At 66.6% G+C, this 15,137-nt stretch carries 14 protein-coding genes; 4 read left to right on the forward strand and 10 right to left on the reverse strand.

Annotated elements, in window-relative coordinates; all coding sequences use genetic code 11:
* Positions 1-211, forward strand: a 211-nt coding sequence (locus AQJ91_RS57000) for a hypothetical protein (RefSeq protein WP_234383428.1), incomplete at its 5' end; no start/stop codon positions are given.
* Positions 212-866: 655 nt separating this feature from the next.
* On the opposite strand, the gene AQJ91_RS45845 is transcribed toward AQJ91_RS57000, so the two are convergent.
* The 10 genes from AQJ91_RS45845 to eccB form a co-directional block, all read right to left on the reverse strand.
* The gene (locus AQJ91_RS45845) at positions 867-2,243 is read right to left on the reverse strand and encodes a hypothetical protein (RefSeq protein WP_159054812.1); all 1,377 of its coding nucleotides are present in this window, start codon (positions 2,241-2,243) and stop codon (positions 867-869) included.
* 35 nt (positions 2,244-2,278) lie between these two features.
* Positions 2,279-3,403, reverse strand: coding sequence for a WXG100 family type VII secretion target (locus tag AQJ91_RS45850; RefSeq protein ID WP_067035505.1), 1,125 nt, complete (start codon positions 3,401-3,403; stop codon positions 2,279-2,281).
* The gene (locus tag AQJ91_RS45855; protein ID WP_234383429.1) at positions 3,400-3,750 is read right to left on the reverse strand and encodes a hypothetical protein; all 351 of its coding nucleotides are present in this window, start codon (positions 3,748-3,750) and stop codon (positions 3,400-3,402) included. The genes AQJ91_RS45850 and AQJ91_RS45855 overlap by 4 nt, the downstream gene beginning before the upstream one ends.
* Positions 3,751-4,293: 543 nt before the next feature.
* Positions 4,294-5,613, reverse strand: a complete 1,320-nt coding sequence (mycP, locus tag AQJ91_RS51410) for a type VII secretion-associated serine protease mycosin (RefSeq protein WP_234383430.1) — start codon at positions 5,611-5,613, stop codon at positions 4,294-4,296.
* A 124-nt stretch (positions 5,614-5,737) separates the two neighbouring features.
* Complete coding sequence (locus AQJ91_RS54195; RefSeq protein WP_159054813.1) at positions 5,738-7,285, reverse strand: hypothetical protein; 1,548 nt, start codon at positions 7,283-7,285, stop codon at positions 5,738-5,740.
* 36 nt (positions 7,286-7,321) lie between these two features.
* Positions 7,322-7,678, reverse strand: coding sequence for a hypothetical protein (locus AQJ91_RS45875; RefSeq protein ID WP_159054814.1), 357 nt, complete (start codon positions 7,676-7,678; stop codon positions 7,322-7,324).
* Positions 7,679-7,770: 92 nt separating this feature from the next.
* Positions 7,771-9,030 carry a type VII secretion-associated serine protease mycosin gene (gene mycP, locus AQJ91_RS45880; protein WP_067035579.1) on the reverse strand — a complete coding sequence of 420 codons (1,260 nt, stop codon included), beginning with the start codon at positions 9,028-9,030 and terminating at the stop codon, positions 7,771-7,773.
* Positions 9,031-9,390: 360 nt separating this feature from the next.
* Complete coding sequence (locus tag AQJ91_RS45885) at positions 9,391-9,675, reverse strand: WXG100 family type VII secretion target (RefSeq protein WP_067035523.1); 285 nt, start codon at positions 9,673-9,675, stop codon at positions 9,391-9,393.
* 120 nt (positions 9,676-9,795) lie between these two features.
* Complete coding sequence (locus AQJ91_RS45890) at positions 9,796-10,107, reverse strand: WXG100 family type VII secretion target (RefSeq protein WP_030602125.1); 312 nt, start codon at positions 10,105-10,107, stop codon at positions 9,796-9,798.
* 236 nt (positions 10,108-10,343) lie between these two features.
* Positions 10,344-11,960: a type VII secretion protein EccB gene (eccB, locus tag AQJ91_RS45895; protein WP_067035526.1), complete on the reverse strand. Its 1,617-nt coding sequence runs from the start codon at positions 11,958-11,960 to the stop codon at positions 10,344-10,346.
* Between the two features lie 396 nt (positions 11,961-12,356).
* Between eccB and eccE the strand changes: the two genes are divergently transcribed.
* From eccE to AQJ91_RS54200, 3 genes are all read left to right on the forward strand, one after another.
* Positions 12,357-13,679: a type VII secretion protein EccE gene (gene eccE, locus AQJ91_RS45900; RefSeq protein WP_199848204.1), complete on the forward strand. Its 1,323-nt coding sequence runs from the start codon at positions 12,357-12,359 to the stop codon at positions 13,677-13,679.
* On the forward strand, positions 13,679-14,527 hold the full coding sequence (locus AQJ91_RS45905) for a hypothetical protein (protein ID WP_067035529.1): 849 nt from the start codon (positions 13,679-13,681) through the stop codon (positions 14,525-14,527). Before eccE ends, AQJ91_RS45905 begins: the two co-directional genes overlap by 1 nt.
* Positions 14,528-14,743: 216 nt before the next feature.
* On the forward strand, positions 14,744-15,137 hold a 394-nt coding region (locus tag AQJ91_RS54200; protein WP_267891315.1), incomplete at its 3' end, for an SCO5717 family growth-regulating ATPase.

The raw sequence follows: 15,137 nt of genomic DNA on the forward strand, positions 1-15,137 counted from the left end.
GGCCGACGCGATCCAGGACAAGCTTCTGGAGGACGGGCCGGGGGCATCCCAGACGGACACAGCAATCCCCAGGCCGCCCGCCGCACTGTCCCATCCGCCGTTGAGTCTCTTCTCCCGCTGGCGCTTCACCTTGCTTCGACAGAGCCACAAGAGCCCCCGAAATGGCATCAGAAGCAGATCGCCGCGGGTCGTGTCCCGCGTCGTGGTGTAGGGGATCAAGGGTTACGCGTTCCGGTACGAGGTCCCTGACGATCTCCGCCGAAGCGGCAGTCCACGAGGCGCCCTGCTGGGGCGAGTTGAACCCCCGGTCCGCCGGAACCGCCGTCGCCGACCTGCGGATTCCGGTGCCTTGATCGGCTACACCATCCGGCGGTACGCCATCTCGCCGCGGCAGTCCAATTTGGGCGGTGAGCCACGCCAGGAAGCCGGTCAACCACGCCCGTTGCCCGTACGCCGACGGACGGCCGGGGGCGGTGCCCTCCCTAAGGGAGGACGCGGGAGCCCGGCCGTCGCCGCTTCGGCGGCTTGCGCAGCCGGGAGTGGCCGCCACGGTCTGCAGGTGGACCACGCGGTCTCCCGGGAGCGCCGCCATCGCCAACTCCCGGGGGACGGCGTCCGTCCTGACCGGCGTCATCCGAGCCCTCCTGTATGTCGTGTTCCATCGACCCCACCGGAGGTCACCCGAAGTTCTCTCGCATTCTCTTCTGGGTGACCGTCTCAGCCGTGGCCATCCGCTCGTCGAAACTCCGCGGCTCGGGCTGCCGGTCGTGGGCCGTCGCTTCCGTCGCTGTCGCGCCAGGCGCGCCGCTGTGCGCGAACTGATTTCGTTCTGCACGGTCAGCAAGCCGACGTGTGCCGAGTAATGGCTATTCTGCGGCCAGTTTCGTAGGAGTATCCTCGCTCAAATACGCTCCACTGGCCGCGAACACTCCGAGGAATCCGACGATTCCCGCCGCCCATCGCCACCCAGTCGCCACGTCGAACGTCAGCAACGCAGCGCAGGCTATGACTACCACGCAGGTCTGCAATACCAACGGCTCGACAAAGAGGGGCCACTGGGAACGAAAATCAAATAGCCGGAACATCCGGTCCTCTATCGGAGAAGTGCCGAGCTTCTCGACGGAAAAACCACTGTCGTTCAACAACCGCGCCTCGTCAACGCTCACCATTCCGTGCACGACCAATCCTGTGTCGAACACCAACGCCGCGGGCGTCCTGCTCGGAGAGATCCGCGAACCACGCGCTCCTCGCTGAGCGTCCCAGCACAGCCAGAGCTGCTGGCCTTCCATCACCTCCGGCAAACCGCGCTTGCGGAAATTTGTGCGGAAATACACCCGTCCAGCGTCCGTCCGGATCTCTAGATAGATGTCCTTCCCCTGCGATCCGTGCTCGGCCGAAGCGCCAAGCCCACCAACTCGGGTGTAGTGCCCCCGAATGCCCTTGTCCTTCTTGCCCAGGCGTGAATACGAGCGAAAACCATGCTTGGTCGACACATGGCTTACGGCGGCGATACAGCTGAGAACCCATGCGGCGACGAATAGCCAGCGCATGTACGCGGGCATTGTTTCCCCACGCAGTTCCGAGCCGAGGCTGCGCTCGCCCCCCGCTACCGCGCCCAGCCGCGGCTGTGCGGGCGCATACAGCACCTCCACTGGGTCGCCGGGACTCAACGGCTTCTTCGTGGTCGCCTTGACCGTTGCCGACACGGGCACGCCGCCGGCATTGACAGGCAACTGGACGACCACCGTCGCCGTGTAGGGATCCTTGCCCCTGGAGGACTTTCGTTGGATATCGCTGACCTTTTCAGCCCTTGCGACTCCGAACTCGGCTCCGGCCGAATGGATGCGCTCCACCAGCTCCGACCTCTGCGGTGCTCCAACCGCCAGAGCGAAGACCCCTATAAGCACGGTGGAGATCCCGATCACCCAGGCAAGGCTTCGAAGCTGCTGCCCTCGCCTCGAAGGGAGCGTGAGTGGCGCCGAGACGAGTTCCGCGGTCGAGCCGTGTGCCTCTTCAGCCGCTTGAGTGCACTCAGCCGCGACAACCTCGCCGAGCGGCCGCCGTCCCCCTGACGACCGTTGCTGCAGCGCGATCACCGCGACACAGATGAGCGCACAGCCAAGGGAAGCCAGAACCAGCTGCCGTCGCAGCTCTGGGGCGTTACCGAACAGCCACAGCCCGAGCACGGACGTCGCCGCCATCAACCCCACACCCGCGCACCACGCGCCAATCTTGGCGGACACCTTGGAAGGCGTACGAGTCACTTCCGCGTACCTCATCAGCCGAAGTCCTCGCGAATCCGGTCCGTTGCCGTCTCCTGGTCGCCCTCGACGCCCCGCGCGGCAGCCTTCTGAGCCTCTTCCGCACTCTTGTCCACGCCGTCGAACCCGTCCTTCGCAGTGTTCGCGGAAACGCCCCCCGCTACGGGAGTGGATGCGCCGAAGGCGGCATCGACTCCGGTCTGCTGGTGCTCCGGCCGATCCCCGCTGTAAGCGAAGTCGTTCTCGTTCCTCAGGCCTCGGGCCATGTCGTCGAGACCCCTGTCGACCGCCCGCGCCCCGCCACCGAGCCCTCCGGCGGCCCCTCCAGCGATACCGGTGACGGCACTCTGTCTGATGTCGAAGTCCTCGCCCTTGCGCAGGGAGTCCACATAGTCTCCCGACATCCCTCCAGCCGCTCCGCCAGCGATCCCGCTGAGGATCTCCTTACCGCCCAGCGCGGTCACGACCTTGCTTCCGGCAGTCCCGACGGTCGCACCCGTCAGGCCTCCGATCATGTTGGTTCCGACTTCCCAGCCCTTGCCGCTTAGTTGGCTGGTAACCATGCCACCAGCGGTGCCACCAGCCCAGTTCAGCAGCCCCTCAGCGGCGAGTTTCCCTGCCTTCCCCGAGTTGTACAGGTTCCGGAACGCGGTGCCGATCGCCCGTAGGAGCCTGCCCAGACGGCCCGCGGCGTCGAGAGCCCTTGTGACCAGCATGGTGACTCGCGCTGTGCCGGCTGCCGCCGAGACGCCCAGCGTGAGGAACGACATGCCCACCGAGACTCCGATGGAGATCCCGATCTCCACATAGATGTCGTGGATCTCGTCGTTGACCTCGCGAATGCTCTTGGCGGCATCCTCAAGGCCCTTGGCCGCTTCGTCAAAGTCGTCCGTCGCGCTCAGCGCGGCAGCCGCGAACTCGTCCCAATGAGCTTGGAAGGCATTGGCTGCCTCACCACGCCATCTGTGCCCAACGGTTCCTCTGACGTCCTTGTCCAGGTCCTTAACCAGGCCTTCAACATCAGATTTCAGCTGGCGCCACGCCTTGGCCGCGGCTTCCAACTCATCCGGGCGACCGCCAGGATTGATGACCTCGATGCCGAGTTCGATGATCTCTTCTGCAGCAGACTCGTTCCCGCTCACCGATCACCGTCCGCTTGCTTCCCGAAGAGGACCGCGAGGTCGTCGTCGGTGGTTTCGGTGTCCCTGTTCACCTTCCGCAAAGCGTCGGCAATCTTGTCCAAGTGCTCATGCACGACCTTCATGGCGCTGGCAACGTCCGCGGAGTAAGAGATGTACGCGGATGTGACCTCCTCCGATTCCGTCAGGACGCCGAAGCCATCAGTGATCGCCTCTTCCCCTGTCTCCGCCTCGAACTTCTTGAGGTAGGCCCTCAGGTCATATGCCTGCATCTCGAACTTGCGCGCCAGTTCCCTGCCTGCTCCAGGCTCGTAGTACGAGGTTCCGTCATCAGCCATCTCTGTCCTCATCTTGGTGGTGTACGTGCTGCGGGCCGAAAGTGGTGAGGCGGCTACTTACTGGCCATGGTTTGGGGATTGTTGGGCGTGGGAGTTGGGGTACTGGGGCGGCTGTCCGGGGGGAGCGGGGTACCCCTGATTTGGAGGGTACGGCTGCTGGGGCGGGTAACCCGTTTCATGGGGGTAAGTTCCGGCGCCAGGATTGACCGAGCTGGTGCCAGAATTGCGGCGGCTACGGGTTACGGCGAAGACGGTGATGGCTGCAATCACGGCTCCAATGCCGATAACGCCGACGACAAGGGCGATAGCACCCATTAAGGAAGATCCCTTCGTGTTCTCGGACTGGTTCGCTGCGCTGCCGTTGCCCCGGAAGCTTTGCATCGTGGCACGGTCGGAGTTCTGAACTACCGGATGCTGGACATCCTCTCGCGGCTATCAAGCGAGGTGCCTCCGACGAAAGGCGTCGGAGGCACACGAGCACCGATGATCCGGGCAATCGCCTTGTGAAGAAGGAGCAAACAATGCGCACTCCTTCCCACGGACCGAGGGCTACTCCTACTGCCCCTGGTGCGGGGGCTGTTGGGCGTAGGGGTTGGGGTGCTGAGGGGACTGTCCGGGGGGAGTGGGGTACCCCTGGTTGGGAGGAGTTGCGTTGGGGTATGGCTGGTAGCCCGTCGGGGGCTGGGGCGGGTAGCCCGTGCCGTGAGGGGGGGTTCCGCCGCTGGAGCCGGGGCCACCGCCGCCTCCGTTGCGGCGATTACGGAGTACCGCGAAGAGGATGCCGATGACGACAACTGCGGCTGCGATACCGGCGATGAGGAGAGTGCTACCTGAGAAGGACTTCTTCTTTTTCTTGGCCACACTCGTGCTGTCGTTATCGTCGGAGGCGGCACCTGAATTCGTGGACGTGGACGGCGACGCCTGGGCGAGGGGGCCCTGCTTGGGACCCGTGGGGATGTCCCTCGTCAGCGCCGCGTACGGGCTGATGATGCCGTAGCCATACTCATCGTCGGGCGTCTCTTTGACGTCGTGGTCGAGGAACGTGGCCGACTTGATCAGGCGGTTGATGACCTGGCCTGCCGTGAGATCGGGGTACTTGGCGCGAACGAGGGCAGCGGTAGCCGAGACGTAGGCCGTTGCATCAGAGGTGCCCGTTCCCTGTGAATAGCCACTGGACTGGCTCGGATCAGCCTCGACGATATTGACACCGGGAGCAGTGAGTGTTACTCCATCACCATAATTGGAGTTCTCCCAGACCTTCAGAGACTCGTCAACTGCACCTACAGCCACCACCCCTGGCAGCTTCGCAGGATAGGGCAACTCCGCGATTCCATCATTTCCAGTACCGGCCACGACAACAACGTCATGCTGCTGCGCATACTCGATTGCTTTGGCACCCTCAGAGCCGGGAGAAGCTAGGGAATCAGTGAACGACAGGTTGATCACGTCTGCACCCTGATCAACTGCATATCGGATTCCATCGGCCCATTCATCATCATTGAAATCGTCGACCTTGGCAGCCTTGATTGGGAGAATCTTAACCTTCGGCGCCAGGCCAATTACGCCAGACGAATTGTTCGCCCCATGCCCCTGCCCTGCAATGATGCTAGCCATTCCGGTACCATGACCGCTGGTGTCATTGTGGCCATTTTCGCCGTTTCCAGTGACGTCCGCGCCCTTTAGTACTTGGCCAACCAGGTCAGGATGACTGGCGTCTACACCAGTGTCGACGACTGCAACAGTGACGCCCTGCCCCTGCGACTCTGACCAGACTTTCTTGAAGTCAATGACCTCAATGACCCACTGCTTATCACGGATGTAATCCGCTGAGGCAGTCGGGGCTGAAGTGAGGAGCAAGGCTCCTGTCAACGCCACGACGCCTGTCGTGGACGAGAATCGCTTGTGACCCAATTCCTTGCTCCTCACTCAACTGCGACTGGTTCCGCCAGCCTTCAGGCAAGCGAGCCGCACGTTTCCTTCGTGCGGCTCGCCCGTGTGCCTACTCGATGGTCCGCGGTACGTTCCGGTTACGGTCTTCTTCCGAGATCCAGGTCTCTTCGTCCTCGACCAGGTAGTCGGGACGGTCGCCCCTGCTGTTCTCGTCCTCGGGCCGTCGGCCATTGCGGCCGCCCATACCGCCAGCTCCGCCCATCATGGCGCCGCGTTGCGTTCCGCCGCGGCTACCGTGCAGGCCCGCACCACCGCCGGCACCCTTGCCAGTGACCCCCTTGGCCGCGCCGACCACACCGCCACGGGACTTCGCGAGGGCTCCACGACCGCCAGCGCCTGCACCGCCTCGGCCAGCCGTACCGGCTCCCGCGCCACCCATGCCGCCCATACCGGCTCGACCTCCGGCACCGCGGCCTGCTGCCGCGCCGCCACCAGCCAGACCACCGCGACCGCCCGCGGCTCCGACACCGCCGCGTGCGGCAGCACCACGCCCGAGGCCGGACGCTCCGCCAGGAGCCACGATGCCCGGGCCCTGGGCCCCGCCAGCACCGAGGCCGCCGCCACCGCCGCCGACTCCGGCCGAGCCTGTGCTGGGGCCAGTCCCCGTCAGGCCCGGGGAGATGCTGTCCACCTTCGTCTTGGCTGTCGGGAGCTGCGCGCCTCCCGTGATGCCCTGGTCACGGGGCACCGTGGGGGCTTGCTTGATGCTAGTAGTCGGACCTGCACTCCACGGCTTGTTGCTCACACGCCCCGTATTCGGCCCACCCGCCGAAGCACCTGGTGATGAGATCGGGAGAGGCATCGTCACGTCATTTGACGGAGGGCTGACGCCCTCTCTGTCGTTGATTGCCCCGCCGCTCTTGAGGTTCTTCGAATAGACCTGGTAGTTGGCCGCCAACTCCTCCATCACCGCCACGGCTTCCAAGCGCCGCTCCATCTGGAGCGACAGGCTCTTCTCGTTCGCCTGGGCAACCGTGTCGGCGCTGGCGCCTGCAGCCAGATCCTTCCTCATCTGGGAGTCATCCCGGCCACCGTCATTGAGCCTGTCGCCCGCACGCTCAGCCGTAGACGGTTCCTTGATGGCCTCCATCTTGATTATGGCAGCGTCGAGGTCCTTGCTGATCGCAAAGAGTTGCTCCGCCATGAAGTTGGCGTGCGCAGCCCCGTTCCGAATCTCGACCCCGATGTTGTCCGCCCTCCGCTGGAAGGCTTCAGCCGCTTGGCCTTCCCAGTGCTCCAGGACGTTCTCGACAGCGGTCTTCAGCAGGCCCGCGACGCTGTCATTCGCCGAGACCGCATCCACACCGCCGGCCTTGCCGTTCCCGTCGCCACCGGACAGGATGTTGTGGACCTGCTTCCAGTGAGTCCCAACCTCCGCAATCCTGCCAGGCTTAGAGTCCAGGATCATCGAGCGCAGGCCGTTGATCGAGTAGGAAATGAAGTCCGTCTTGAAGGCCGCGCGGTCGATACCCTCACCGTTGTTTGCGACCTTGTCGGACTCAAGGAGGCGGTCGTGCTCTCTTTCCTGCTCTGCCGCCCTTTCCTGCTGCCTCCGGACGTCCCGGCCTTCCACGTTGTCTACATTGTCACCGGCCATGCTCTACTCCCCTCGTCAGTGCTTTCCGGAACCCGACTAGCCTGCCGCCAGCTTGCCCTTGGTGGAGCCACCCGAGTCGCCCCCGACGCTCGTCTTGATCTCGTGCTCCTCGTTGTTGTACTTGTCCCGGACCTTCGAGGTCTTCGTGCTGAAGTCGTCAATCAGCGCGTGGAGCTTCTTGATGATGCCCTCGATATCGCTTTTCAACTTGACCTGAGCCGTATGCAGGTCCCTGGCTTCTGCGAAGTAGCAAGACTGGCCGAAGGCGTCCATCGAGAGTTCCGTCTCGTACTTCGACGTGGTGCCGGCCTTGTCCATGTCGTCCAGCAACCTCCAGAGCTTCCGGATGACCTCATCCAGCGCGCTCAGATCAACCCGCATCCCGTTACTCATACCCCGTTGTCCTCTCCCCTGTTCCCTGTTCCTCAAGTTGTCAGCACCCACTCGGTGCCCAAGTCATCGCCCAAGTCGGCCAACCGCGTCGGCTAACCCGACTGCCCAGTCCGTCCGACCCGCCCAGCTCGTCCAACCCGCTTGCTACGCCAGTCCCGCACAGCCACCCCACTCCCCGCAACCACAAGGGCCAGCGCAAGTCCCGTACCCAGCACGTAAATAGCTACCCGGCGTTCCCGCTCCGCCTCGCTCTCCCCCATGGTCACCGCCATAGGGACGACCCCACCCGATCCAGCCACCACCGGCGGGTCCGGCTTCGGAGACGTACCCGGCGTCGACTCCTCCGACAACGCGGCGACCGGATCCACGACGCCCCACCCGATGAAGCGGTTGGGCTCCCGCCCCGGCCGTTGGGCGGTCTCCTTGATGCGGGTGGCGATCTGGGACGCCTTCCACTCCGGGTGCTTCTCCTTCAGCAGGGCCGCGACACCCGCGACGTACGGCGCCGCGAAGCTCGTGCCGTCGGCTGTGCACTGGCCGCCGCCGGGGACGGTGGAGACCATGCCGACGCCCGGGGCCGCGACGTCCACGAAGTCGCCCGCCTGTGAGAAGAAGGCCCGTTCGTCGTTGCGGTCGGAGGCCGCGACCGCCAGGACGCCGTCGTACGAGGCGGGATACGTCTTCGCGGACTTGCCGTCGGCGCCGTCGTTGCCGGCGGCGGCGATGATGAGGGCGCCCTTGCTCACGGCATCCGCCACGGCAAGCCGTAGGCCCTCGTTGTCCTTCTTGTTCGCGGTGTCCGACGAGATGTTGATGATCTCCGCGCCCTTGGCGACCGCGTCCTTGATCGCCCGGGACATGGTTCCCGAGTCGCCCTGCCCCTCTTCCCCCTCCCCACCCGTGTAGCGGTAGGAGAGGATCTTGGCCTCCGGAGCGATGCCCACGAAGCCCGTGCCCTTTATCGGGCGCGCGGCGATGATGCCCGCCACCCGGGTGCCGTGGCCTTCGATGTCCTGGGTGGCGGAGCCGCCGACGTAGGACTCGCCGCCGGCCACGGCGCTGCGCAACTGGGTGTTGCGGTTGTCGACGCCCGTGTCGATCACCGCGACCGTGACGCCTTTGCCTTTCGCCTGTTCCCACAGCTGGTCCAGGAGGATCCGCTGGAGCGACCACGGCGTGGACTTGATGACGTCACCGCCGAAGACGCACTCCGTGCTGGCCGACAGACCGAAGTCCGCGCCCCCTGAGGCGGATGAGGCCGACTTGCCTGCGTCCGTGAGGCGGGTGGACATCGCCGGGTCGGCGAATGCCGCCGGCGTCGACGCAAGGCAGATACCCGTCACCGCGAGCACGCCAAAAGCCCGCTGCAGTGCGCGGGTTCCACTGTTGCGGCTACGCGAACGGGCTGTCCGGCCCTTCACGTTCAGGCCCTCCACGTTCAGGACCTCCATATCCAGGCCCCCAGGGCTTCCTTGCTTCCTTCGAAGCTGGGTCATGTGTGTGTGATGGATGGTGCGACGAGTGTGATGAGTGTGAAGATTTGCGGGATGTACCGCGTACAGTCCCGCAGGAGCTATGCGCGGTCCCGCAGAAACTGCGCGCAGTTCCGCAGAAGCCGTGTACGCCCCCGAAGCAGAGTTCGGCCCAGCAGACGCCATGGCATCCGCTGGGCCGATCCTCTTCATCTCATGTCCCTCGGGTCGCCGACGGGCTCAGCCCCAAGTAGAGGCGTTGCTCTTCTCGGTGGCCTGGTAGTTCTCGGCCGCGCTCTGCAGGGCGGTGGAGATCTTCAGCAGGGTCGCGTGCAGGTCGGCGGCGGTCTGGTCCCACTCGCGCTGCTTGCGCTGGTAACCCTCCTGCGCCTCACCTTCCCAGGAGTTGGCGACGCGCTTGACCGCGGCCTCGAGGTCGTCGAGCTGCTGCTTGATGCGGCCGGCGGTCGTCTTCACGTCCGTGGACGCGTTGGTGATGGTTGCGTAATTGACGAGGATCGACATCGTCGTTCCCTTTCAGGAAGAGTCGTAAGAAGAGAAGTCAGTGGAGATCGGTCGAGATCGATGCAGGTCGACAAAGATCGATGGAAGTCGATACAGATCGACCGGAGTCCGTCGGCTCGATCAGCCGAAGTCGGACATGATCTTGCTGATCTCGCTGTTCTGCTGCTCTTCCGACGCGGAGTAGTTGCTCCGCGTGGAGTCCACGGCTTCCTTGATGTCGTTGAGGATGTCGCTCATCCTCTTCGCGTCCGAGTTCCAACGGTCCTGCAGCTGGCGGTAGGACTGGGCCGCCTGGCCCTGCCAACCGCCGGCGATCTGGTCGATCACTCCGTTGAGACGGCGGATTTCGCCCTGCAGCTGACCGCTGACGGTGCTGATGTCACCGGAGAGCTTGGTGAGTTCGTCCTCTGTTACCCGGAACTGGCCGGCCATGTTGAACCTTCCCCCATGTCGTCGTTGATCCGGGAAACCTGCACTGGTGCACTGGTGCCCGGAGAAGCTTCGCACCGTAGAGCGCTGCAAACACTCTATCGTCTGCCTGTCTCTCATCCACAGGCACGACCAATCAGTTACACGGCTCACACACTTGGGCGATCGTCTTGTGACCCGTGCACCGTCTTACTCTCTCAAGTCCGCCAAGTCGGCCTGTCGGTCAGCCCGTTGACCCGTCACTGGCTCTGCGGCTGCGACGCGCTGCCGGTGTCCAGAGTGGGTCCCTTGGGGATGAACGTCGCCCAGGTCTGCGGCACGATCGCCGGGTTGGAGACGTCCTCGTAGCCCAGCCGGGTGCGCGCCTTGTCCGTCTCGCTCGCACCCTGCGAGCCCTCAGCCCCTCCCGACCCGTCCGCCCCGCCCGCCGAGGAAGACGAACCGCCGCCGTTTCCCTCCGCCGCACTGTCGTTGTTCGCCGGCAGCGAGTACCGCAGGCCCGTGTCCGTCAGCAGGTACGTCGCACCGCCGCCCCCCGCCGTACCGGTGACCTCCTGGAAGAGGAGGCCCGAGCCGGACGAGACGTACGCGCTCAGGGAATCGGCGATGACCCTCTTGGGGTACGTCGTTCCGGCCCAGGCGGCGAGCTGCGGCTTCCTGTCCTGGCCGATGGTGCCGTTGTAGACGCTGCACGAGGTGGTGCGGGCCTCGTCCGTCGCCGTGGCCGCGGAGTTGGCCTGCCGCGGAACGGTCTGGGGCCAGCCCTTGTCCCCGTAGAAGCTGTCTGCCGGGCCGCCGTTGGCCGCGATGATGTCCGGGGTGTCGACCTGGATGTCGTCGATCCCGTCCGTCCCGTACGCCAGTTTGGCGGAGGGCGAAGCCTTGAGCAGGTCGGCCACGAAGGGCGTGACGGCGGCGACCCCGTCCTCGAGGACGACGTAGTACTTGTCGCCCTGCGCGTCCCGCGCCTTGAGTACCCGGCCCACCGTCTGCGCGTCGGCGGGGAGTCCCTCGACCGAGGTCGGCTCGCCGACGGACGGGACGTCCGGGAAGCCGATGATCCCGCCTTCGTTGAGGGTGCGCAGCCACTCCTGGCTCACCGGCTGCGGCTCGGCCGTCGTGCCGATGACCGCCGCGCGCAGCTGCTCCATGGTGGTGTCGTCTAGACCCGACGGGGCACCCAGCAGGAAGGCGTTGCCCTTGCCGTCGACCAGGTATTCCCGTTCGGTCCTGGGGTCGATGACATAGAGGGCCTCGCGGGGGTCGACCTTGCCGGCGTTGCCCAGCGACTTGGCGTCGTCGGCGTCGAGGACGAAGACGGCACGGTCGATGGCGGAGGCCGATCCCGGGGCCGGGCGCTCGCACACCGCCCAGGTCTTCGCCTTCTCCGCGTCGTCCTTGGAGGGCAGCCGGTCGGGGGCGTACGGGATACCCAGGGTCGCGCCGTGCGGGATGCCGCTCTTGTCGATCTCCTTGCCGGGGACCTCGATGACGCTGCCCTTGCCCTTGTCGAGAAGGAGCTTGGCGGAGGCGTAGTTGAGCACGGGATGCAGCGTCGGGGTCTTCTTGCCGTTCGACGTCTCGTCGTCGAGGACGACGTAGCGCGTCGTGGAGTCGCTGTCGACGATGATGTACTCGCCGGGGGTGTTCCAACCCTTGGGCGCCGCCGGCTTGATCACGCCCCAGGCGATGAAGCCCACCACCAGTACGACGCCGACCGCCAGACTGGGCATCACCGTTCGGATGGGACGCGGCGCGCCTTCCTCGGAGCCGCCCGGCGACGGCGCCAGAAACGCCGCGACGGTGCGCTTGCGAGCGAACGTGTAGGCGGCGAGCTCATCCTGACGCTTTGCCATGGTCCCCGTTTCTCCCGTTTTTTTACTGCTCGATCGTGCTCGTTTTTACTGCTCGATCGTGCTCGATCGTTCTCGAAAGGCCGCTTCGGCCACGCAGGCACCTACTATGCCCTGCGCCCCGGGACCACGGTCCACCAGGTGTACGGCCGCCCCCGCATCTTCACAGAGCTTCACCACAGCGCTCCACCATGCCGGGTCGGTCCGTGACAGGCTGACCACCTGGGGTTTCGGTGTCCCCTGTGTCGCCTCGCGTTCCACAACGGGTACCGTGAGCCACTCGCCTTGCATGATGTGGGCCATCGACGCCCCTGGCCCGTCGCCGGGATGCCGGGATCTCGGACAGCGGATCCCGCCCGACGCCACGGCCATTACTTCGCGAAAGGGATGTCCCGGGGGATGACCAGCGCTACGAGCACTCGGCGCGGACGCCGCGCACCGCAGCAACAGGGAGATCCGAGCCGCAGACGTGCGTCAGCCGCTCCGGCCGCTCCCGCGGCCGCGTCGCCGCGCACGCTGCCCCGGCCCGGCGGTCTGGGCCCTGTGCGGCTGCAGCAGCTCGTTCTCGTGGAGCTCGCGGCGGCCGTCATGGTGGCCGCCTGGGCCATCGACGCGTCCTGGCTGCTGGCCCCGGCCGGTGCCGTGGCGGCGCTGCTGCTGCTCCTGGCGGTCCTGCGCCGGGGCCGGCGCCCGCTGCCCGAGTGGTACGAGACGACGCGCGCGCTGCGGCAGCGCCGACGCGACGCCAAGCTGCCCGTGCCGCCCGGGACGGACGCGATGCTGGCCCCGGTCCTGGAGTGCGACCCCGCCCTGCGGACGTACGCCTTCGTGTCCCGTGACAACCGCTCGATCGGCATGATCGGCGACGGGACCTTCCTGACCGCCGTGCTCTTCGTGCAGCCGGGGGACCAGCCGCTGCGCCCCGAGTCCGCCGGGCGGCAGCTGCCGCTTCGGCTGATCCAGGACGCCCTGGAGGTCGACGGGATCCGTCTCGCCTCCGCGCAGATCGTGCAGCACACCCAGCCGGCGCCCGCGCCGCATCTGCCCCAACAGTCGCTCGCCGCACGGTCGTACGGCCCTCTCCAGGCGCAGGCCGGTTCTCCCGCGCTCCGGCTCACCTGGGTCGCCCTCAAGCTCGACCCGGAGCTGTGCCCGGAGGCGGTTCAGGCGCGCGGGGACGGCGTTCCCGGGGCACAGCGGGCCCTGCTGCGGGTGGCGGACCAGCTGGCGAGCCGGCTGGCCGGAGCCGGCTTCCAGGCGACCATCCTGGACGAGAACGAGCTGGTGCAGGCGCTCGCGACGTCCAGCTGCCTGAACCCCCGGGCCAACGCGCAGCACGCTCAGGACGGGCGGTCGGCCCAGCGGCGTACGGTCGAGGCGGTACGGACCTGGCGGGTTGACGACCGGTGGCACACGACGTACTGGGTCTCCCGCTGGCCGCAGTTGGGCAGCGGCGGTGTGGCGCTGCCCGAACTGGTCACGCGGTTCACCTCGCTGCCGGTGCTCGCCACGACGTTCAGCATGACCCTGAGCAAGGCCGGCAACCGGGGTGTCTCCCTCGCCGGGCACATCCGCGTCACCGCGCGCGGCGACAGCGAACTCGGCCAGGTGGGACGCGAGTTGGAGCGGGCCGCGAGTGCCGCGAAGGTCGGCCTCGTGCGCCTCGACCGCGAACAGGTCCCCGGAGCCCTCGCCACTCTGCCGCTCGGAGGTACGTACTGATGTCCCACCCCGCCTCGACCATGCCCCCGGGACAGCAGGGCCGGGCCGCCGCCTCCGGACGCACGCCCGCGCACGTGGCCTCGCCCACCGACACCGGCATGATCCCCATCATCCGGCAGCCGGAACCGGCGCAGCAGCAACGGCGCATCTTCAGCCCGGGTTTCGGGCTGCGCGGGCCGCGCCGCAACCGCCATGTCGTCACCGCCGACGAGCTCGCGGCGATCGACATGCCGATCGGTGACGACGGCGTGATCATCGGCACCGACCCGGAATCGCAGCCGGCCGTGCTCGGACTGTCCCGTCCGACCGCCTTCAACGTCGTACTGGTGGGCGGTCTGTGGCTCGCCCAGGTGCTGGCGTTGCGTGCCGCCGCGACGGGAGCGCGCGTGGGGGTCGAGACCGGACGTCCGCAGGCCTGGCAGCAGTTGGCCCAGGCGGCGGGCGGCGGCCAGCAGTGCGTGACGGTCTATCCGGTGGGACGGGTGCCCGCGCAGGGGCCCTCCGTATCGAGTCCGGTGGTGCTGATCCGCGACTGCGGCGTCCGCCCGCCGCGCGGGCGCGTGACCTCCGTGCCGTGGCAGGCCGTGGTGACGGTGATGCCCTTCGTCAGCGAACACGCGCCGCGCTGGCTGGCACAGGCCGATCTGGTCGGGATCCAGCGCATCTCGCCCTACGAGATCGATGTCGTACGTGACACTCTGGGCGTCCCGGACGAACATCTCCAGCACCTGCCGACCCTTCACGACGGCGTCGCCCTGTGGTGCACTCGCAAGCACCACAAGTTCGTGATGACCGCGCCGACCGATGCGGAGACGGGTCTGCTCGGCGTGGCCCGCCGTATGGACTGACGCGTCACCAACTCGCGGAGCGCGGGGCGGGGCGCGAACAAGCCGCCCCCATGGGGCTTTTCTGTCCGTGCCCATGGGGGCTTTTCCGTCCCGCCGTGCGAGTGATTAGGCTTCTGGTGGTGCGGTGACGATCGCAGTCGCGTGGGACTCACCACTCGGCCCACCCGGCCGCGACGACGACCAGCTCAGCAGAAGTGGCTGACCAGGAGGCAAGCAGTGAACAGGGATCGGTCCGAGTACAACGGCGGCAGCCCTTCCTCGGACGGCGACGATCACGACGTGGATCTCACCGGCGAGTTCGAAATCGTCTATGAGCCACCCGCCTGGTACGCCCAAAGCACGCAGGGTGGCTCCACCGCCGGCGGACAACAGGACGCCGGGCGGACATCGCCACCACCGCCGACCGGAGCACCCGTCGGACCGCCGGGCGTTCCCGCACCGCACGCTCCCGTACCGGCGCAGCCGCACGCCCAGGGCGCACCGCAGCAGCCCGCACAGCCTTCGCAGCCCGCTCAGCCCACTCCGCCTCAGGGCACGCCCGGCCCGCACCAGCAGGGCCCTGCCGCGGGTGGCTACGGATATCCGCAGCAGCAGTCCGCGCCGGGCACCG

It is taken from the genome of Streptomyces dysideae (assembly GCF_001514305.1).
In the GTDB taxonomy this organism is placed as follows: Bacteria; Actinomycetota; Actinomycetes; order Streptomycetales; family Streptomycetaceae; genus Streptomyces; species Streptomyces dysideae.

Bases quoted from the DNA above. Each gene is read 5' to 3' on its own strand.
- AQJ91_RS45855 (WP_234383429.1), bottom strand. From the start codon at position 3,750: ATGAGGACAGAGATGGCTGATGACGGAACCTCGTACTACGAGCCTGGA.
- AQJ91_RS54195 (WP_159054813.1), bottom strand. From the start codon at position 7,285: ATGGCCGGTGACAATGTAGACAACGTGGAAGGCCGGGACGTCCGGAGG.
- AQJ91_RS45875 (WP_159054814.1), bottom strand. From the start codon at position 7,678: ATGAGTAACGGGATGCGGGTTGATCTGAGCGCGCTGGATGAGGTCATC.
- AQJ91_RS45885 (WP_067035523.1), bottom strand. From the start codon at position 9,675: ATGTCGATCCTCGTCAATTACGCAACCATCACCAACGCGTCCACGGAC.
- AQJ91_RS45890 (WP_030602125.1), bottom strand. From the start codon at position 10,107: ATGGCCGGCCAGTTCCGGGTAACAGAGGACGAACTCACCAAGCTCTCC.
- eccB (WP_067035526.1), bottom strand. From the start codon at position 11,960: ATGGCAAAGCGTCAGGATGAGCTCGCCGCCTACACGTTCGCTCGCAAG.
- eccE (WP_199848204.1), top strand. From the start codon at position 12,357: ATGACCAGCGCTACGAGCACTCGGCGCGGACGCCGCGCACCGCAGCAA.
- AQJ91_RS45905 (WP_067035529.1), top strand. From the start codon at position 13,679: ATGTCCCACCCCGCCTCGACCATGCCCCCGGGACAGCAGGGCCGGGCC.